Below are 20,064 nucleotides of genomic sequence, written 5' to 3' on the forward strand. Positions count from 1 at the left end.
CGCCGGGACATACGAGCCGGGGGGACACCTCCCCGCGCCGCCTCCCGCGTACCGATCCGTACCGACCCGCACCCTGGGGAGATCCCGTATGACGCCGCCCGGCCTGCCGAACGCCATGGAACGCCCGCACTTCATCGGCATCGGCGGCGCCGGGATGTCCGGCATCGCGAAGATCCTCGCCCAGCGCGGCGCACGCGTCGCCGGCAGTGACGCCAAGGACTCCGAGACCGCCCGGGCGCTGCGCGCCCACGGCGCCACGGTCCACATCGGGCACGAGGCCGGGCACCTCGCCCCCGACGCCACCTGCGTCGTCGTCTCCAGCGCCATCCGCGCCGACAACCCGGAGCTGGCGCGCGCCGCCGAGCTCGGCGTCCCCGTCGTGCACCGCTCGGACGCCCTGGCCGCCGTGATGGAGGGCCTGCGGCCGATCGCGGTCGCCGGTACGCACGGCAAGACCACCACCACCTCGATGCTGGCGGTGTCCCTGTCGGCGCTGGGCCTGGACCCCTCGTACGCCATCGGCGGGGACCTGGACGCCCCCGGCTCCAACGCCCACCACGGCGAGGGCGACCTCTTCGTGGCGGAGGCGGACGAGAGCGACCGCAGCTTCCACAAGTACGCCCCGCAGGTCGCGATCATCCTCAACGCGGAACTCGACCACCACGCGAACTACGCCTCGATGGAAGAGATCTACGAGTCCTTCGAGACCTTCGTCGGCAAGATCGTGCCCGGCGGCACCCTGGTCGTCGCCCACGAGCAGGAGGGCGCCGCGGAGATCGCCGCCCGGGTCCGCGGCACGGAGGGCCTCGACGTCGTCACCTACGGCGAGGAGGAAGGCGCCGACGTCCGGATCACGAAGATCACCCCGCGCGGTCTGACCAGCGAGGTCACCGTGGTCATCGACGGCCGGATGCTCACCTTCACCGTCTCCGTGCCCGGCCGCCACTACGCGCACAACGCCGTCGCCGCCCTCGCCGCCGGCGTGGCCCTCGGCATCCCGGTGCACAACCTGGCCTCGGCCCTCGGCAAGTACACCGGCGTCAAGCGCCGCCTCCAGCTCAAGGGCGAGGCCGCCGGCGTGCAGGTCATCGACTCCTACGCGCACCACCCGACCGAGATGACCGCCGACCTGGAGGCCATCCGCGGCGCGGCCGGGGACTCCCGGATCCTCGTGGTCTTCCAGCCGCACCTCTTCTCCCGCACCCAGGAGCTGGGCAAGGAGATGGGCCAGGCGCTCGCCCTCGCCGACTCCGCGGTCGTCCTCGACATCTACCCGGCCCGCGAGGACCCGATCCCCGGCATCACCAGCGAGATCATCATCGCGGCCGCCCGCAGCGCCGGCGCCGACGTCACCGCCGAACACGACAAGGCCGAGGTCGCCGACGTCATCGCGGGAATGGCGAAGCCCGGTGATCTCGTTCTCACCATGGGCGCGGGTGACGTCACGGACCTGGGTCCGGCGATCCTCGCCCGCCTGACGGACTGAGAACGAGGGAGCGGGAGAGTCATGTCGTACGAGGTCGAGAAGACGGACGAGCAGTGGCAGGCCGAGCTGACGCCGTCCGAGTACCAGGTACTGCGCCTGGCGGGCACCGAGCCGGCGTTCCGCGGTGAGTACACCGACACCAAGACCGCCGGCGTCTACTCCTGTCGCGCCTGCGGTTCCGAGCTCTTCCGCTCCACCGAGAAGTTCGAGTCGCACTGCGGCTGGCCGTCCTTCTACGACCCGAAGGACTCCGACGCGGTCGAGCTGAAGGCCGACACCACGCACGGGATGGTCCGCACCGAGGTCCTCTGCGCGAAGTGCGGCTCCCACCTCGGGCACGTGTTCGAGGGTGAGGGGTACCCCACCCCCACCGACCAGCGCTACTGCATCAACTCCATCTCGCTGCGCCTCACCCCCGACGCGGGCTGACGGGGGTCGCGGCCACGCGGTCCACGGCGGGCAGGAACTGGTCGTAGAAGCGGGACTTGAGGTGCAGGGCCCGCTCCTCCAGCTCCCGGAAGCCGTCGGTCGACTCCTCCTGGGCGAGGAGTTCGGTCACCCGCGTGGCCAGGCGGTCGGAGTGGGAACCGGACAGCAGCGACACCGTCGCCAGCGAGTGCGTCTTCGCGTCGTGGACGTGGTGCGGGTGGTAGAAGCGGGAGCGGTTCGTGCCCTCCTCGGTCAGCAGGGGGGCCATCCGCTCCCACAGCCGTCCGTACTCGACGGAGACCAGCACCTCGCCCCAGAACCGCAGGATCGTCAGCAGCCGCAGGTCCGCGTCGGCGTGGCCGCCCGCGTCCGCGATCAGCTCCAGGGTGTCCTGGACGACCGCGCGCGTGGCGGCCGTGGGACGCGAGGCCACCAGGGCGGGGCGGGAGATCCCCAGCCGCCGCATGTCGTGGGTCATGTCCTCCCGGTGCGAGGGCGTGCGGCCGTGGCCGTCCGGATACTCCTCCCGCAGGATGACCCGGGCGATCCGCAGCCCGGCCTCGTCGCGCAGCAGGTCGATCGCGAGGTCGTAGGCGGGGGTGAAGGCGAGCGAGACGAAGCGCCGCTGGAGCAGGAGCGCGGCGAAGTCCTCCTCCGGGAGCCCGGCGACGTTCGCCAGGACCGGATGGGCCCGGAACTCCTCGATCAGTGCGTCCTCGAAGCCGTCCAGAGCGTGCAGATCGTGCATGGCCGTACCTTTCCGTGGATCACAGGCTGATGCTTGCCACCGACGCGCGCCAGTCGAGGAGGTCCACGTCGTTGCCGATGCTCCACAGCGTGCGCAGCTCCTGCTGGACCTCTTCGCCCATGACCGTGTCCGCGCCGTCGATCTCGATCTGGGTGGAGTCGATGGCGAGCTGGCCGTGCAGGAACGAACTGACCAGAAAATGCTCATCGGCCTTGAACACGGCGATCGAGGGCAGCGAGTTGTAGAGCCTCACCTGGAGCCGCGCCCGGCTCGCGGCCGGGATCTGCGCGTTCAGTTCGGCGAGGCCGGCGAGGCAGGACTCCACGCTCGCCCGTACGTTCACCGCGAGCGCCGGGTCGCGCACCGCCCTGAGCGCCTCGTCCCGCAGCCCGGCCACCGGCGACGACGGGTGCAGGAGCAGGACGCGCACGTGGACCTGCTGGTCGGTGAGCGCCTTGTGCATCGCGGCCTTGAGCCGGTGCAGGTTGGGGATCCACGTCTGCAGGATCACCAGCTCGTCCGCGGCGTTCCCCAGGAACCCGGTGAACACGTCCTCGGGGAAGCGGGTGTGCACCGCGACCACACCGCCGTAGTGCTGCCGCTTGAGGCGGCCGGCGATGGCGTCGATGTCCAGCTTGGACAGGTGCGCCTCGACGTTGGCGTTGAGGGTGTCGATCTTCGTCTGGACACTGGTGTCCAGGGCCTTGACGTCGTCCTGAACCTCGTCGAGCCGTTTCAGCCGGTCGAGTTCGAGCAGCAGGAAGACCGTGACCGTGCTCAGGATGAGCAGCGTGACCTTGGGGAGCGCGCCGCCGGGGGCCAGCGCGTCGAGCCATCCGAACAGGTCCGCCAGCAGGACGACCACGCCCGACGTCGCCATCAGGCCGAGCGCCAGCTGTTCCACCCTGCGCCGGACGTCCGCGCCCCGACCTCGCACCGCGTCGCTCATGTTCCCCCGACCCCCGGACCGGTCCGTCCGCCTGAGCGCTGACCGTACACCCGTGCAGCTGCGGGCAAGCACGCCTTTCCGGCCATCAGATGAGGCTGTGGCGGACGGCGCAGGCCACGGCGTGGGCCCGGTTGCGGGCCTGCAGACGGGACATCAGCTCGTAGATGACGTTCTTGATCGTGTGCTCGGAGCAGGACAGGGTGCGGGCGATCACCGCGTTGCCGTGGCCCTCGGCCATCAGCGTGAGGACGGCGGTCTGGCGGGCCGTGAGCCGCGGAGCGTCCGCCGGGGCCGCCGCCGACCGGGCCGCGGGGGTGTCCGCGCCGGCGGCCGCGGCCGGGGCGGAGGTGGCCGCGCCGAGCAGACGGACCAGGGCGGGGTAGGGCATCCGGCCGTCGCCGGCCTGGCGCAGCAGGGCCAGCCGGTCGGGGGCGGCGGGGGCGGCGGGGGTCCGTACGGGCGCGAGCTCGCGCATCTCGCCCAGCTCGGGAAGCTCGGGAAGCCCACCCAGCTCGGGCAGCTCGCGGAGGTGACGCAACGCGTGCGTCTCGCGGGTCAGTTCGGCGACGGCGCTCACAGCAGGCCCACCCGCATCGCGTAGGCGACCGCGTGCGCGCGGTTGCGGAGCCGGAACCGCTGGGTGATGTCGTGGACGACGCTCGTCACCGTCCGCGGCGAGTAGCACAGCTGCTTGGCTATCTCGTTGGTCTCGTGCCCGTCGGCGACCAGCCGCAGCACGCTGCGCTCCCGGTCGCTCAGGCCCGCCGCCGCCCACGGGTCCGTGCCCTCGTCGGAGCCGCCGCCCGCCCGGCCGCCGGCGCCGGAGCGCTCCAGCAGCCGGTCCAGGAGGTCCGGCGGGAGCGTGCAGTCGCCCCGGGAGGCGGCCAGTACGGCGCGGGAGAGGCGGGTGACGTCCGCCTCGCGGCGGCGCAGCAGCCCCCGGGCGCCGGCGGCGATGGCGTGCAGGGCGCCGTCGGGTGCCAACTCTCCTGCCACCAGGACGACATCGGGCCGGGACGGGGCGTCGCGGACGGTGCGCAGGACGTCGAGCTCCGGACGCCCCACCTGGTCCACGGTCATGACCACGACCCGCGCGGCCTCGCCCGCGCCGGTCAGGCAGACCTCGGGGCAGGCGAACAGGGTGCTCTTGGTTCCGGCTTCCAGCACGGGGTCGAACGCGACGACGTCGACAGGGACGGGTACTCCCACCAGGTCCTCCGATGATCATCCGCCGGCCGGGGTGCCGGACAGGGCGGAAGGGGCACTGCACCCAGGTTGCGGGTGGGGGACCGTGGGCGGCATCGGGACGCAGCCCCCACATTTGTGAAGGACCCCTCCGGCAGCCGCGGTTCCCGTACGGACACGGGCTCTTCCGCGGGGCGGGCCCGGCCCCGGTCCGCGGGCCCGGCCCGGTCCGGAGGGCGGCCCCCGGCCCTCCGGCGCGCCCGCGACCTGCCGGAACCCGTACGCCGGGGGCCCGGCCGGAGGCCTTCGCACCACCCCCGCCCGCAGGCCCGCGCCCCCCGTGGGGGCGGTCCCACGGAATATGGGGGATCGGCCCCCATGTGCGCGCCCCCCGCGCTCTGAGAGTTTTCTCCTGTGACCGACACCGCCACCCTCGCCGAAGAATCCCAGGTCGGCGGCCTGGCCCCCACCTGGTGGGCCCGGGCCCTGAACCTGCGGGAGCGTCTCGCCGCCCCGGGTACCCCGGTACCCGCGCCGGCCGCCGCCCCCCACAGCCGACCGGCCTCCTGGTCCCTGGGGGACGCGGACGGCTTCGCGGCCCGGCTGGCGAGCCTGGGTGTCACGCAGGACACGGCGTACGCCCTCGCGGCCGAGGCCCCCGGCCGGCTGGCCGCCCGTACGGCCAAGCCCGCATGGGCCCGCTCCGTCGAGCGGATGGTGGCAGCGGCCCCCGCAACGGCCCCCGCCGGCCTCGCCACCGGCACTCTGCCCGCGGCGGCGGACGCCGACGGCGCCGCGGTGTTGCTGCCCGCGCTGCGCCCCTTGGTCGGCGCCGCCTGGGAGCAGGCGGCCCCGTACCTCGACCTCACCGGCGGTGAACTCGCCGCCGTACGGGCCGCCTTCGAGGAGGGCCTCGGCGACCGGCTGGTCCGCCAGTCGGCCCGCACCCTGGTCCGCGAACTCCACCGGGCCCGTACCGAAGGCCTGTTGGCGGGGGAAACCCCCCGGGAGCGGTTCGCGGACTTCGTGGCCCGGCTCGGCACCCGGCAGGGGCTCGCCGCGCTGTTCACCCGCCACCCGGTGCTCGGCCGGATGCTCGGCCAGGCCTGCGACCAGGCGGCCGCGGCCACCGTGGAGCTCTTCGCCCGCTTCACCGTCGACCGCCCGCGGATCCTTACGGGCCTGCTGGACGGCACGGACCCGGGGGCCCTCGTACGGGTGGACCTCGGCCGGGGCGACGTCCACCAGGGCAACCGGTCGGTGGCCCTGCTGCGCTTCGCCGGCGGCGCGACCGTCGTCTACAAGCCCCGGCCGCTCGACCAGCACGTCCTGCTGGACCGGGCGGTCGACTGGGCCAACGCCAAGGTGGCGGGCCTGGGCCTGCGGACCCCGCGGTCGGTGCGCGGCGAGGGCTACGGCTGGATGGAGTTCATCGAGCACGACTGGTGCTCCACGCCCACCGAACTGGACCGGTTCTACCGGCGCCAGGGCGCCCTGCTCGCCCTGCTCTACGCGGTCGACGGCGTGGACATGCACTACGAGAACGTCATCGCCTGCGGTGACCAGCCGGTGCTGGTGGACGCCGAGACCCTGCTGCACGCCGGGCTGCCGGCGGCCGTGACCTGCGGCTCCGACCCGGCGGCGGAGGCCCTCGCGGCCTCGGTGTACCGCACCTGCCTGCTGCCGAGCCTGCTGATCGGCGAGAACGGCGCCATGGACATCTCGGCCCTCGGCGGCGGGGACGGCGGCTCCTACCCGAGCGACGGACTGCGCTGGGAGGGGGCCGGAACGGACGGGATGCGGCTGCTGCGCGCCCCCGTCGCCACCGGGGCCGGGCAGAACCGGCCGGGCCCGCAGGGCGGGACGGCCGGCCACGCCGACCACCGCGCGGCGCTGCTGGAGGGTTTCCGGGCCGGGTACGACGCGATCACCGAGCACCGGGCGGAACTGCTGGGCACCGGGCCGGCCGACGGAGGGCTGCTGGCCCGCTGGGCCACCAGCCCGGGTCGCATGATCGCCCGGTCGACCCGCCTCTACACGACCCTGCTCGACGAGTCCACCCACCCCGACCTGCTGTGCGACGCGCTGACCCGGGACACGGTGCTCGCCGTGCTCTGGACGGAATCCGAGCACGACCCGGCGCGCGGGCGGCTGGTCGAGGACGAGATCGCCGACCTGTGGGCCGGAGACGTGCCGCTCTTCTACCACCACCCCGCGGACACCGCGCTGAAGACCTCCCGGGGCACCCGCCTGGAGGGGGTGCTGCCGGCCCCGAGCCTGCACACCGCCCGCGCCAAGATCGCCGCCATGGGGGAGGTGGACCGCCACGACCAGGAGTGGATCATCTCGGCCACGCTCGCCGTCACCGGCGCCAACCTCAGTGTCGGCGGCCCGCGTTCGACCCTGGCGGGCCCCGCCGCACCGGTCGTCGTCCCCGAGCCCTCCCGGCTGCTGGCCGCGGCCTGCGGGATCGCCGACGAGATCGCGGCCCGGGCGGTGCACGGCGCGGACCGCGTCAACTGGCTCGGCCTGGAGCAGATCAGCGGAGACCACTGGGCCGTCCTGCCGATGGGCGGCGGGCTCGCCCAGGGCTACTGCGGGGTCGCGCTCTTCCTGGCCCAGCTCGGCGCCCTGACCGGGGCCGAGCGGTACACCGCGCTGGCCCGCCAGGCCGTACGGCCGCTGCCCGCGCTGCTCGCCGCGCTCGCCGCCGACCCCGGGCTGGGGGCCGCGGTGGGACCCGGCGCCCTGCACGGGATCGGCGGCATCGTCTACACGGTGGCCCGGCTCGCCCCGTTGCTCGGCGAGGATCTGGCCGGCTGTCTGCCCGACGCGCTCGCCGCCCTGGAACGTGCCGCCCTGGCCGATGCCGGGGAAGGAGCCGACGGGCCGGCCACGCTGGCCGACGGTCTCGCCGGAGCCCTGGCCGCCGCGGTCGCCGCGCAGCGCACGTACGGGTCCGTGGCGCGGGGCGCGGCCCGGCGGCTCGCCGAACGGCTGCTGGCCCGGGCCGAGAAGAGCCTTGCCGAAGCGCGCCCCGCGGTCCCCGGCTTCGCCCACGGCGACGCCGGCATCGGCTGGGCCCTGCTGCGCCACGCCGCCGCCCTGGAGGAGGCGGGAGAGCCGGGTGGCGCGTACGCCCGGACCGGCGCGGCCCTGCTGCGCCCGGCGCTGGACGAAGCCCTGCTCCGCCCCGCCGACCTCGACTGGCATACGGGCCTCGCGGGCACCGCGCTCGCCGCCGCCGACGTACTGGGGCGGGTCACGGGGCAGCCGGTCCCGGCGGCGCAACTCGACCGGTGCGCCGTCTTGTTGGGCGCCCCCAGCACCTCACCCGACCTCAGCCTGCACCGCGGCGCCCTCGGCTCCCTGGAACTGCTCGGCGTGCTCGCCGGGCAGGGCCACGAGGGGGCCGGTGCCGCCCTCGGGCACCGCGCCGCCGAGATCCTCGGCCGACTGGAGGACCACGGCCACCGCTGCGGCACCCCCGACCACGTCCCGTCACCGGGTTTCCTCACCGGGCTCTCCGGTATCGGATACGCCCTGCTCAGGCTGGGCTTCCCGGCGAGCGTCCCGTCCGTCCTGCTCCTCGAAACCGCATAGCGCACCGCGTACTCCGGCGTTCCGGCACCCCGGGACTCCGCCACCCCGGCACTCCGGCACTTCAGCACTCCGGCACTCCGGCACTTCAGCACTCCGGCACTTGAGCACTTCGGCACCGAGCACCACTCCCCTCAGACATCGAGAAAGGTACTCACCACCATGCAGAAGCCCCAGGTCAACGCCCAGTCCCTCGCCGCCGCCGACGAGGCCGCCGGGGCGGCCGCCGCCCAGGCGCGGACCGAGGACCCGGCCGGCGGGATCACCCTGTCGGGACGGAACAAGGCGTGCGCCCGAGCCCGGGCCCTGGCCGGTGTGGTGCTCACCAGCGGCATCGTCATCACCCTGAGCACGATCGACACGAGCGTCTCGGCCCCGAACGTCACCTGGTAGGGCGTGTCCGATCTTCTCCGGATCTCTCCCGGATCTTCACCCCACCCCTGTTCGAAACGGCCAACTTTCGTCGCACAATCGGCCGATCCCATGAACTAGATTGCGGACATGCGTTCCCGTTCGCGGTACATCGTCGGTCGTGACCCGCAACTGCGTGAGATCAAGCAGGCACTCACCGACGCGGGCGAAGGCCGCGGCGGGGTGGTCTTCCTGGTCGGCGAGGCCGGAATCGGGAAGTCGAGGCTCGCCGCCGAAGCGGTGGGCATGGCCTTCGGAATGGGCGTGCGGGCTCTGCGCGGCCGCAGCAGCACCACCGGCCCCACCGTCCCTTTTCGGCCACTCACCGAAGCGCTGATGTCGCTCTTCCGCAGCGGCGAACCCCTGGACGACCTGCCGCTGGGCCCCTACCGGCCCGCCCTCGGCAGGATCATCCCGGACTGGAGCAGCGACGCCCAGAACAACAGCTCCATGGTCATCCTCGGCGAGGCCGTCCTGCGGCTGCTCATCGCCACCGGCAAGGAGCACGGCCAGCTCCTCCTCCTGGAGGACCTGCACGACGCCGACCCCGAGACGCTCGCGGTCGTCGAATACCTGGTGGACAACCTGGAGTACACGAACGTGGTGCTCCTTGCCACCATCCGTACGGAGCCCTGCGACGCGCTCGACATGGCCGACTCGGCCCGCCGGCGCGGCGTGGGGACCGTACTGGAACTCGCCCCGCTCACCCGCCCCGAAGTCGGCGCGGTCATCGCAGCCCAGCTGGACACCGAACCCGAACTCGTCCCGGGCGCCGCCCTGGACCGGCTCTGGGACGACAGCGCCGGCAGCCCCTTCCTCGTCGAGGAACTCCTCCAGAGCATGATCGGCAGCGGGGCCCTCGTCCGCTTCGAGGACGGCTGGCGGGTCGTCGGCGACCTGCGCAGCGACGTGTCCACCGCCCTCGCCCGGGGCATCCTGCGCCGCATCGACCGACTCGGCCCGCAGGGCCTGACCCTGCTCTCCGCGGCCGCCGTCATCGGCCGCCGCTTCCCGCTCACCGTGCTCCAGCGGATGACCGGCATCGACGACCGCGGCCTGCTCAGCCACCTGCACGCCGGCGTCGCCGCCCAGCTCGTCGTCCCCGACGAACCGGCCCCCGACTGGTACGCGTTCCGCCACTCGCTCACCGCCGAAGCCCTGCACACCCAGCTCACACCCGCCAACCGCGCGCAGATGTCCGGCCGCGCCGCAGACGCCGTGCAGGCGCTCTACCCCGACCTCGAAGGCGACTGGTGCCCCCTGGTCGCCGAGCTGCGTTCCCAGGCCGGCGACGACGCCGAGGCCGGGCGCCTGTTCACCACCGCCGGCCTGCGCGCCCTCGCGGCCGGGGGGATCGGCTCCGCGATCACCCTGCTCAGCCGCGCCGAACGGCTGCTCGCCGCCAGCCAGGACCCCGCCGGGCGCACCGACGCACTCGAAGCCCTGCTCCCCGCGCTCGCCGAAGCCGGCGACTTCGCGCGGGCCTTCGGCTTCGCGGAGAACCTCCACACCCTCGGCGGCAGCGGCCTGAGCGCCACCCGCCTCGCCGCGCTGCACACCCGGCTCGCCAAGGTGGCCCACACCGCGGGCCGCTGGGAGGACGGCAACCGGCAGATAGCCCAGGCGAGGTCCCTCCTCGGCGCCCACCCCGACGAGCGCACCACCGCCTCGATCGACGTGACCGCCGCCTACCTCGCCCTCGACACGCCCGGTCCCGACCGCACCCAACTGGCGGAGAAGCTCGGGAACTCCGCCCTCCAGGCGGCCCAGCGCCACGGCCTGGCCACCGTCGCCTGCCAGGCGCTGGAACTCCTCGCCACCCTCGCCCGCGAACGGGACTTCGACGAGGCCACCGCCCTGCTGGAATCGGCCCTGCAGACCGCCGAACAGCACCAGCTCCCGCTCCAGCGGATGTACGCCCTGACCCGGATCGGCGGCAACTACTGGCTCACCGAGGGCTCCACCGCCCCCCTGCTGGCCGCCCGGAGCGAGGCCCAGCGGCTCGGCTCGGCCACCATCGTCCACACCATCGACGGCATCATGATCCTCGACGCCGTCCTGCGGGGCGAGTTCACCGCCGCACAGCGCTCCGCCGAGGAGTGCCTGGCCGTCGTACAGCGCCTGCGGCTGGCCCCGGCCACCCGCTACGTCCTCATGGCGAGAGCCGCGCTGGCCGCCCACCAGGGCGACCGGCCCGCGATGGAGAGCGCGCTCGCGACCTTCGCCGGATGCGACGGCGCCGGCTCCCAGGAGGAACCGCTGACCCTCGGCCTCGCCCGGGCCTTCTGCGCGCTGATGGAGGAGGACCGGCCCGGGGCCGCCGGCGAACTGCGCGCCGTCGCCGACCTGGAGGACACCAACCCCAGCACGTACTACCTCAGCGGCCGGTACGGCATCGGCCTGCTCCTGGACGTGCTGTCGGGGGAGGCCGACCGCGCCGCGTACGAGGAGATCGCCGCGACCGCACCCGGCCGGATGCGCTGGAACCGGCAGTTCGTCCTGTTCGCCGGGGCCGTCCTGCTGGGCCGCGAAGGCCGCCCCGAGGAGGCCGCGGCGGCCGTGGCCGAGGCCCTGCGCGTCGCCCTCCCGTACGCCACCGCCCTCCACCTGGGCCTGAGACTGATCGCCGACGCGGCGTACGAGGACGGCTGGGGCGAGCCGGTGGCCTGGCTGCGCCAGGCCGAGGAGCACTTCCACCAGGGCGGGGTGGCCACCGTTGCGGGCGCCTGCCGCGCGGCCCTGCGCCGGATGGGCGCCCCGGGCCGCCAGCGTCGTACGGGCTCCAGCACGATCCCGGACGTCCTGCGCACCCAGGGCGTCACGGTCCGCGAGTACGAGGTCTTCCGGCTCCTCGCCGAGCGGCTCGGCAACAAGGACATCGCCGACCGCCTCTACATCTCCCCGCGGACGGTCGAGAAGCACATCGCGGCCCTCGCCGCCAAGACCGGCCGCGCCAACCGGGCCGCGCTCTGCGAACTCTCCGCTTCCCTGGAGGCGTCGGGGAGCTGACGCCCCGCGCGCGGTCACCGCATCTCGCGGACCGTGCGCGAGCCGAGGATGCCGATCGCCGTCACCGCGAGGACCGCCGCCGAGACCGCGAACATCGGGGCGGTGCCCGACTGCGCCAGGGCCCCGCACAGGACGAGGGAGAGCGGGGCCACCGCGTAGCCGATCACCATGTCCACCGAGATCACCCGGCTCAGCACGGAGCCCTCGATCGTGCGCTGGATCCAGCTGAGGCCGAAGACCCCCTGGAAGCCCATCCCGAAGCCCATCGCGAGGACCGTCGCCAGCGCCCCCGCCGTGTTGCCGACGAAGCCGAGCAGGCCCGTGCCGATGGCCAGCCAGCCCGCCAGCGCGGCGATCAGCAGGCCGATCCGCGGGCGGCCGCTCACGGCGCCGCCGACCAGGGTCCCCAGCATCGCCCCGCCGGCCAGCGCGCCGTTGAGCAGGCCGAGCGTGGCCGAGCCGCTGTGCAGGTCGACCTTGGCCAGGGTGGCGAAGCCGACGGTGAACGGCCCCGCCTGGCAGAAGGTCACCGCCGCGTCGACGGCCAGGATCGTACGGATCCGCGGGTCCTCGAAGGCGTACCGCAGACCGGCGCGGATCCGGGCGCCCAGCGAGAGCGGGGGCTCGGGCGGGGCGCCCCCGGCCGGGCCCTCCTCCCCGGGGCCGGCGGGGCGCGGCAGCGGGCGGATCCCCGCCACGCACACACCGCAGAGGGCGAAGCACACCGCGTCGACGACGAAGGCGACGGAGGCGTTGGAGAAGGCCACCACCAGGCCGCCGACGGCCGGGCCGAGCACGGCCGACACCTTGGCGGCGACCCCGAGCAGGGCGTTGGCCGGGGCGAGCTGCTCCGTGCCGACCACCGACGGCAGGATCGACGCCCGGGCCGGCTGGAAGAAGGCGTCGACCGCGCCGAAGGCGGCGGCGGCGCAGCACAGCATCCACAGCGTCAGGGATCCGGCGAGGCCGGCCACGCCCACGCCCGCCATCAGGGCGGCCCGGGCCCAGCTGGAGAGCTTCATCAGGGTCCGTGGGGACCACTTGTCGCTGAGGGAGCCGCCGACCAGGGTCAGCAGGGCCCGCGGCACCGCCTGGAAGGCGAGGACGTAGCCGAGGGCCAGGGTGGACTGCGTGAGACCGAGCGTGATCCAGGAGAAGGCGATGTAGCTGAATCCGTCGCCGAGCAGGGACAGCGACTGTCCGAGCCACAGCAGCCGGAACGAGGGCAGCCGGGCGGGGGCGCTCAGCCGCTCCCGCGCGTCCACCAGGGTCGAAGCCATGGACAACATCCCATCCGTAGGGCCGGCCAGGTCAGTAGCGGACGGGCAGGGCCGTCAGCGCGCGGTTGAGGAGGGAGGGCTGCCAGGTGTGCTGCCCGCCGAGCAGTTCCAGCCCCGGGTACTCGCGGACCAGTACGTCGACCACCGCGCCCGCCACCAGCCGGGCGAAGGCGGCCCCGATGCAGAAGTGCGCGCCGAAGCCGAACCCGAGGTGCGAGGCGCTGCCGCGCCGGACGTCGAAGGCGTCCGGGTCCTGGAAGCGCGCCGGATCCCGGTTGGCGGCCGCCGTGACCAGGAACAGCCGGTCCTCGGCGCGGACGGGGCGCCCGTCGAGGTCGAAGTCGCGGGCGGCGGTGCGGATCGACATCTTGGAGGGGCCGTCGAAGCGCATGGCCTCCTCCACCGCCATCGGCACCAGCGCCGGGTCCTCCCGTACGGCGGCCAGCTGCTCGGGGTGCTCCAGCAGGGCGAGTACGGCGTTGACGATGAGGTTGCTGGTGGTCTCGCCGCCGGCGAAGGCCATCTGGGTCAGCATCCCGACGAACTCCTCCTCGCTGACCGACTTCCCGATCTGCCCGCCCGCCAGCACGGCGCTGATCAGGTCGTCCTTGGGGTCGGCGCGGCGCTGCTTGACCAGGTCGGCGAGGTAGTCGTCCAGGTTGACCAGGGACTGGAGCGAGGTGCGGTACTCGCGCTCCTCCTGAGCGGCCCCCAGGACCAGGTCGCCGACGCGGGCGTTCCAGTACCAGAAGGAGGGGCCGTGCGCCTGGGGGACGCCCAGCCAGCGGGCGAAGACGAGGGCGGGCAGCGGCCGGGCGATGTCGGCGACCAGGTCCCCGCTCCGCCCGGGGACGGCCCGGCGGGTCAGCATGGCGCGGGTGGCGCGCTCGACGAAGGCCCGGTAGCGGCCGATGGAGCGGGCCGCGAACTGTTCCTGGAACACCTGGCGCAGCCGCCGGTGCTGCGGGGCGTCGTTGAACACCATCCAGCGGGAGAGGATCCCGAAGGCCCGCTCGGCGTCCTCGCGGGCGCCCTCCGGTACGGCGTCCATCAGCGGGCGCACCCGCTCGGCGGAGACGGCGGGGGCGCGCAGGCAGTGCATCAGCTGGGCGTGGCCGGTGACGAGCCAGGCCCGGTGCATGGCGGACCAGTAAACGGGGTCGTGGTCGCGCAGGGAGTTGAGGTATCCGTACGGGTCCGCGTTGACGGCGGGGTCGAGGAGGTAGCGCTCGCTGAACGGGGCCGCGGGGGCCGCGGGGGCCGCAGGGCTCGTACGGGCGGTGGGGGCCGGCGGGGCGGACGCCGGGCCGGTCCGCCCGGTGACCGGGCACACCAGCGGGGACGCCCCCGCGGTGGCGGCCGGGCTCGTGTCCGGGCCCGTGTTCGTGTTCGGGTTCGTGGTCAGGACGGTCATCGGCGTTCCTCCGACTGGATCCGGCCGAGCGCAGCAGCGGTCTTGTGCATCAGCCGTTCGGACATCATGGACATGTGGTCGCCTTCGGTGACGTGGACGGTCAGTCCGCCGAGCGCGATCTCGCGCCAGCGTTCGACGTAGGTGCGGAAGTCCACGTCCAGCCCGGGCATCGGTTCGCCGTCGGGCAGTTCCGCGGCCGCGCTGCCCACCAGGAGGTGGACGTGGCCGGGGTAGGGGCGCAGTTCGTACGCGGACAGGGCGGTCAGCAGCGAGTGCCAGACCTCGATGGGGGCCTGCTCCACCAGGGCCGCCTCGCCGGGGCTCATGCCGGCCCCCAGCAGCAGCGTGGTGAGCTCGGCCACGGCCGCCTCCCGCTCCGCCGAGGGCGGCAGGGTACGGACGCGGTCGCGCATCCGCAGCCCCCGCTCCATGTCCCGGCCGACCGCCGCCAGGCGGGCGCGGGAGGCCGGGTGGGGCAGGTGCGGTTCGATCAGGGTCAGCGGGGCGACGGTGTGACCGGCCGCGTGCAGCTGGGTGGCCATCTCCAGGGCGATGTTGGCGCCCATGGACCAGCCGAGCAGGTCGTGCGGTCCGTGCCCGCCGTGGGCGGCCAGCTCGGCCGCGTAGTTGGCCGCGATCCCGGCGATGGTGGTCGGGTCCACCCCGCCGAGCAGGCCGCGGGCCTGGAAGGCCCGGACCGGCCGGCCGGGCGGCAGGGCCCGCGCGAGCGGCACGTACCAGGCGCCGCTGCCGCCGCTGGGATGCACGCACCACAGCGGGTCGCCGTCGCCCTCGCGCAGCCGGACCTCCGAGGTGACGGCCCCGGCGCCGGGGGAAGCCCCCTCGGCGCCCGCCGCCTGCGTGGCGCGGGCGGCGAGAGCGGCGATCGTGGGCAGTTCGAGGAGGTCCCGTACGGAGACGCTCAGCCCCCGGGCGGCCGCCTGTGCGGCGACCCGGACGGTCGAGAGCGAACTGCCGCCCAGGGCGAAGAAGTCGTCGTGGACACCGACCTGCTCGATGCCGAGCACCGTGCGCCACACCTCGGCGAGCACCACCTCGGCCGGCGTGCCCGGCGCGGCGTAGTCGGTGGCGCTGCCCAGCCGGTCGGCCGCGGGCAACGGCAGGGCCTTCTTGTCCACCTTGCCGCTGCTGTTGACCGGCATCGCGTCGAGGAAGACGAACCGCGCGGGGACCATGTACGCGGGCACCTTGGCCCGCAGCGCCTGGCGGAAGGGCTCGACGACGGGCTCCACACCCGCCTCCGGCACCACGTACGCCACCAGCGCCGGCTCCGGCAGATCACGTCGCAGCAGGACCACCGCCTGCTGCACCTGTGGCAGTTCACGCAGACCGTGCTCGATCTCGCCGAGCTCGATGCGGAACCCGCGCAGCTTCACCTGGCTGTCGCGGCGGCCGAGGACCTCGACCGCGCCGTCGGGCAGCTGGACGCCGATGTCGCCGGTGCGGCACAGCCGGCCGCCGGGGGTCCCGTACGGGTCGGGGACGAAGGCGGCGGCGGTCAGGTCGGGGCGGTTCACGTAGCCCCGGCCGATGGCGCGCCCGCCGAGGTAGACCTCGCCCTGCACCCCGACCGGGACCGGCTGGAGGTCCTCGTCGAGCACGTAGACCTGCGTGTTCCGCATGGGCCAGCCGATCGGCGGGCGCTTGCAGTCCGGCTTCAGGAGGGTGGAGACGGACCACACGGCCGTCTCGGTGAGCCCGTAGACGTTGTAGAACCGCCTTCCGCGCGCCCACTTCTGCGGGAGTTCGGCCGGGCAGGCCTCGCCGCACACCTGGAGGATCCGCAGCGCCGGGAAGCGGTCCTCGCCCAGGGCCGCGAGGGCGCTCGGGGCGAGCATCGCGACGGTGATCCCGTACGTGAGCAGGGTGTCCGCCAGGTCGGCGCCCGCCCGCAGCGCCTCCCTGGGCGGGGTGCACAGCTGGGCGCCGTTCGCCAGGGCCCAGGTCAGATCCAGGATGGAGACGTCGAAGCTGAGGGAGGCGAACTGGAGCACCCGGTCCTCGGGAGTCACGGGGAACAGGTCGCGCTGCCCCTCCAGCATGTTGGTCAGGCTGCGGTGCTGGATGGTGACGCCCTTGGGCGTGCCCGTGGAGCCGGAGGTGTAGAGGATGTACGCGGCGTTGTCCGCGGTGACGGGCGGCGCGGGAACCGGCGCGCCGGCGGGAGCGGACCAGGTCCGCGGGTCGTCCACGACCAGGGTCGGTCCGTCGAAGGGCACGGTCCCCAGCAGCGAGGACTGGGTGATGAGCACCGGCATCCCGCTGTCCTCGACGATGAACTTCAGCCGGTCGGCCGGGTGCTGCGACTCCAGCGGCAGGAACGCGCCGCCCGCCCGCAGCACCCCGAGCACCGCCCGGACCATCTCGGCCCCGCGGTCCAGGCAGATGCCGACCGGCACCTCCGGGCCTACCCCGAGCGCCCGCAGCCGGTCCGCCAACTGCCGCACGGAGGCGTCCAGTTCGGCGTACGTGACCTCCCGGTCGCCCTGCCGGACGGCCACCGCACCGGGCGTGAGCACCGCGTGCTGCGCCACGCACTCGTGGAACATCGCCGAGCTGCCCGGCAGTTCGGGCCCCCGGCCCCATTCCTCCAGCGCCCGCATGCGCGCCTCGCCGGCGAGCGAGGGCGCCGCGACCGGCGCCTCGGGCCGCCCGGTCATCGCCTTCAGCACATCGCACATCAGGTCGGCGAGCTGCTCGGCGGTGGCCGGGGCCAGGTAGTCCGGGTCGACGTCGAGGATGAGGGACTCCACGCTCGCGTTGAGCATGAGGGGGAACGCGGTACGGGCGATCTCCAGCGAGTCGTCCCAGCTGTCCCCGGACAGCCGGTGGAAGTTGACGTAGTTGAACAGGGTCTCCGCCACGCTCGGCGCGCCGGGCCTCAGCTGTGCCATCCGGGCCAGCGGCACCCTGCGGTACGGGAGCATCTCCTGCTCGGCGGCGAACGCCGCCTTCAGGTACTCCAGCCAGCTGCCACGGGGCTTGGCGACCCCGAACGGCACGGTGTTCAGGAACAGCCCGCGCATCCGGTCGGAGCCGGGCACCTCGGGCCGCCCGTTGGTGACCAGGCCGACCGAGTGGCCCCCGGCGTCCCCGTCACGCTCGGCGAACAGGCTCATGGTGTGGTGGAAGGCCGTCAGCAGGACGGTGCGGCGGGGCACCCCGGCCAGCCGCGCCAGCCGGCCGATGGGCTCCGCGAGGGCGGCGTACGAGCGGCGCACCTCGTGCACGAACTGCCCGCTGTCGGAGGCCTCCGTACCGCGCCGGGTGAACCGGACGGGGCTCAGGTCGCCCAGCGCCCTGCGCCAGTACTCCAGTCCCTCCTCGTCGACGAGCGCGGCCCGCTCCAGCGCCACGTACTCGGCGTACGCGGGCGCCGCCGGCAGCTCCGGGGTCCGGCCCTGGGCCACGGCCTGCCGGTGCAGGTCCAGCAGGTCGGCGATGAGGGAGGTCAGGCTCCAGCCGTCGAGCACCACGTGGCAGTCGGTGAGGGTGAGCCGCAGCTCCCGGTCGGTGAGGTGGTGCAGGTGGATGCGGACCAGCGGCGGGGCCGCCAGGTCGAAGCGCCGGGCGAACTCCGCGTCCACGTAGCCCCGCACGGAGGCCCACTGCTCCTCGTGCGGGAGCCCGCGCAGATCGCTGTAGCCCACCGGGAGCGCGGCCTCGCGGTGCACCAGCTGGAGCGGCTCGGAGAACGAGGCCAGGTCGATGGAGGAGCGCAGGATGCTGTGGCCGCGCACCACGGTGTCCACCGCGGTCCGGAAGGCGGCGAGGTCGAAGCCCTCCGGCACGGTGATCTTGAGGTCGGTGACGTTGTGGTAGGCGCCGCGGTCCGGGTCGGCCAGCATCTCGTGGAGCATCCCGGCCTGGAGCATGGTCAGCGGGTAGGCGTCGTCGAGGCCCTGCGGCAGCCGGGCCGCATCGGCCGGGTCCAGCTGGGAGAACGGCTCGACGGGCGCGGGGCCGGTGCCCTCGGCCGCCTCGGTCGCCAGCGCGGCGAGGTCGCCCAGGGTGCGGGCCCGGAACAGGTCCGGGACGCTCAGGCCCAGACCGGCGTTGCGGGCCTGCCCGATCACGCGCAGGGCCAGCATCGAATCGCCGCCCAGGTCGAAGAAGTTCGCCGTCCGGCTGATCCGCTCCGCGCCCAGCACCTGCGCCCAGATGCGGGCCAGCGTCTCCTCGGCGGCACCGGACGGCGGGACGTGCCCGGCGGGCGCGCCGGCCCCCTCGACGGCGACCGCCACCAGGGACGCGCGGTCCACCTTGCCGTTTGCGGTGATCGGCAGCTTCGGGTGCCGGACGAACAGCGCGGGCACCATGTACTCCGGCAGCGTCAGGCGCAGCCGGTCGCGCAGGTCCGGCGCGTCCAGCGGCCGGCCCTCGGTCAGCACCACGTGGGCGACCAGGCGGGCCCCGCCGTGCGCGTCCGGCCGGGCCACCACCGCGGCGTCCCGTACGCCGGGCAGGGCGCGCAGCGCGGTCTCGATCTCGCCGGGCTCGATGCGGAAGCCGCGGATCTTGACCTGGTGGTCGGCGCGTCCGGCGTACGCGAGCTGCCCGTCGGGCAGGACCCGTACGAGGTCGCCGGTGCGGTACATGCGGGTCCCGGCGGGACCGAAGGGGTCAAGGGGGAAGCGCTCGGCCGACAGCTCCGGCCGGTTGCGGTAGCCGCGGGCCACTCCGCCGCCCGCCACGTACAGCTCGCCCACGGTGCCGTGCGGCACCAGGCGGCCCGCCCGGTCCAGGACGTAGCCGTGCTGGCCGGCCAGGGGGCGGCCGATCGGCGAGTACACGGGCGAGACCGTGTCCTCCTCGGTGATCAGCCGGTAGGTGACGTGCACGGTCGTCTCGGTGATCCCGTACATGTTCACCAGCGCGGGCCGGCCGCCCCCGGGCGCGGCGAACCAGTCGCGGTAGTCGCGGGCGTCGAAGGCGTCACCGCCGAAGACCACCGTGCGCAGCGCGAGCGAGCCGAACTCCTCCCCCTGCTGGGCCATATGGGCCCGCAGCCCCTTGAAGGCGGCCGGGGTCTGGTTCAGGACGGTGACGCGCTCGTCGCGCAGGACGGCGTGGACGGCCGCCGGGTCGCGCACCTCGTCCTCGGTCAGCACGACGACCCGGCCGCCGGAGGTCAGCGGGGCCCACAGCTCCCAGACGGAGAAGTCGAAGGCGGGGGAGTGCAGGAGCGTCCACACGTCGTCGGCGCCGAAGTCGAAGTGGTGGTCGGCGGCGCCCAGCAGCCAGGCCAGGTTGGCGTGGGTGATCTCGACGCCCTTGGGCCGGCCGGTCGAGCCGGAGGTGTAGATGACGTACGCGAGGGTGTCCGGGCCGGGTACGGCGCAGTGCAGGTCGTCCGTGTCCTCGCGGCGGTCGTCGGAGGTGTCGTCGGCGGGGTCGGCCAGCGGGATCACACCCACCGGCAGCCCCTGCACCGCGGCGAGGCCCACGGCGTCGGCGACCACCCACTCCACGCCCGCGTCGCCGACCGTGAACTCCCGCCGGGCCCGCGGGTGGGCGGGGTCCAGCGGCAGG

The 20,064-nt window shown here is 74.2% G+C and carries 12 protein-coding genes; 5 read left to right on the forward strand and 7 right to left on the reverse strand.

The features are described 5' to 3' along the window. The first annotated feature begins 88 nt into the window (after window positions 1-88). Together murC and msrB are read left to right on the forward strand one after the other, a co-directional pair. The gene (gene murC, locus ACS04_RS32385) at window positions 89-1,486 is read left to right on the forward strand and encodes a UDP-N-acetylmuramate--L-alanine ligase (RefSeq protein ID WP_048480432.1); all 1,398 of its coding nucleotides are present in this window, start codon (window positions 89-91) and stop codon (window positions 1,484-1,486) included. Between the two features lie 21 nt (window positions 1,487-1,507). Next, entirely contained in the window at window positions 1,508-1,915 is a 408-nt protein-coding gene (msrB, locus tag ACS04_RS32390) for a peptide-methionine (R)-S-oxide reductase MsrB (RefSeq protein WP_048480433.1), read from the forward strand. Here msrB and ACS04_RS32395 read toward each other — a convergent pair. The 4 genes from ACS04_RS32395 to ACS04_RS32410 all read right to left on the reverse strand — a co-directional run bounded on the left by ACS04_RS32395 (window position 1,896) and on the right by ACS04_RS32410 (window position 4,821). Next, the gene (locus ACS04_RS32395; RefSeq protein ID WP_048480434.1) at window positions 1,896-2,663 is read right to left on the reverse strand and encodes a hypothetical protein; all 768 of its coding nucleotides are present in this window, start codon (window positions 2,661-2,663) and stop codon (window positions 1,896-1,898) included. The genes msrB and ACS04_RS32395 overlap by 20 nt on opposite strands. A gap of 19 nt (window positions 2,664-2,682) precedes the next feature. Next, the gene (locus ACS04_RS32400; RefSeq protein ID WP_048480435.1) at window positions 2,683-3,612 is read right to left on the reverse strand and encodes a hypothetical protein; all 930 of its coding nucleotides are present in this window, start codon (window positions 3,610-3,612) and stop codon (window positions 2,683-2,685) included. A gap of 85 nt (window positions 3,613-3,697) precedes the next feature. Beyond that, on the reverse strand, window positions 3,698-4,189 hold the full coding sequence (locus ACS04_RS37080; RefSeq protein ID WP_245236665.1) for a helix-turn-helix transcriptional regulator: 492 nt from the start codon (window positions 4,187-4,189) through the stop codon (window positions 3,698-3,700). Then, the gene (locus ACS04_RS32410; protein ID WP_048480436.1) at window positions 4,186-4,821 is read right to left on the reverse strand and encodes a helix-turn-helix transcriptional regulator; all 636 of its coding nucleotides are present in this window, start codon (window positions 4,819-4,821) and stop codon (window positions 4,186-4,188) included. The genes ACS04_RS37080 and ACS04_RS32410 overlap by 4 nt, the downstream gene beginning before the upstream one ends. A 390-nt stretch (window positions 4,822-5,211) precedes the next feature. Between ACS04_RS32410 and ACS04_RS32415 the strand changes: the two genes are divergently transcribed. The 3 genes from ACS04_RS32415 (at window position 5,212) to ACS04_RS32425 (ending at window position 11,817) form a co-directional block, all read left to right on the forward strand. Then, on the forward strand, window positions 5,212-8,400 hold the full coding sequence (locus tag ACS04_RS32415) for a type 2 lanthipeptide synthetase LanM family protein (RefSeq protein WP_048480437.1): 3,189 nt from the start codon (window positions 5,212-5,214) through the stop codon (window positions 8,398-8,400). Between the two features lie 159 nt (window positions 8,401-8,559). Next, the gene (locus ACS04_RS32420) at window positions 8,560-8,790 is read left to right on the forward strand and encodes a hypothetical protein (protein ID WP_048480438.1); all 231 of its coding nucleotides are present in this window, start codon (window positions 8,560-8,562) and stop codon (window positions 8,788-8,790) included. 108 nt (window positions 8,791-8,898) lie between these two features. Beyond that, entirely contained in the window at window positions 8,899-11,817 is a 2,919-nt protein-coding gene (locus ACS04_RS32425; RefSeq protein WP_048480439.1) for a helix-turn-helix transcriptional regulator, read from the forward strand. Window positions 11,818-11,831: 14 nt separating this feature from the next. Here ACS04_RS32425 and ACS04_RS32430 read toward each other — a convergent pair whose 3' ends face one another. The 3 genes from ACS04_RS32430 to ACS04_RS32440 all read right to left on the reverse strand — a co-directional run. Beyond that, a complete protein-coding gene (locus tag ACS04_RS32430) occupies window positions 11,832-13,097 on the reverse strand; it encodes an MFS transporter (RefSeq protein ID WP_048480440.1) in 1,266 nt (421 codons plus the stop codon). A gap of 31 nt (window positions 13,098-13,128) precedes the next feature. Beyond that, window positions 13,129-14,511: a cytochrome P450 gene (locus tag ACS04_RS32435; protein ID WP_078865592.1), complete on the reverse strand. Its 1,383-nt coding sequence runs from the start codon at window positions 14,509-14,511 to the stop codon at window positions 13,129-13,131. Continuing rightward, the coding region (locus ACS04_RS32440) for a non-ribosomal peptide synthetase (protein WP_048480441.1) at window positions 14,508-20,064 on the reverse strand (5,557 nt) is incomplete at its 5' end. The genes ACS04_RS32440 and ACS04_RS32435, both read right to left, overlap by 4 nt.

The organism is Streptomyces roseus, assembly GCF_001044425.1.
Taxonomy (GTDB): Bacteria; Actinomycetota; Actinomycetes; order Streptomycetales; family Streptomycetaceae; genus Streptomyces; species Streptomyces roseus.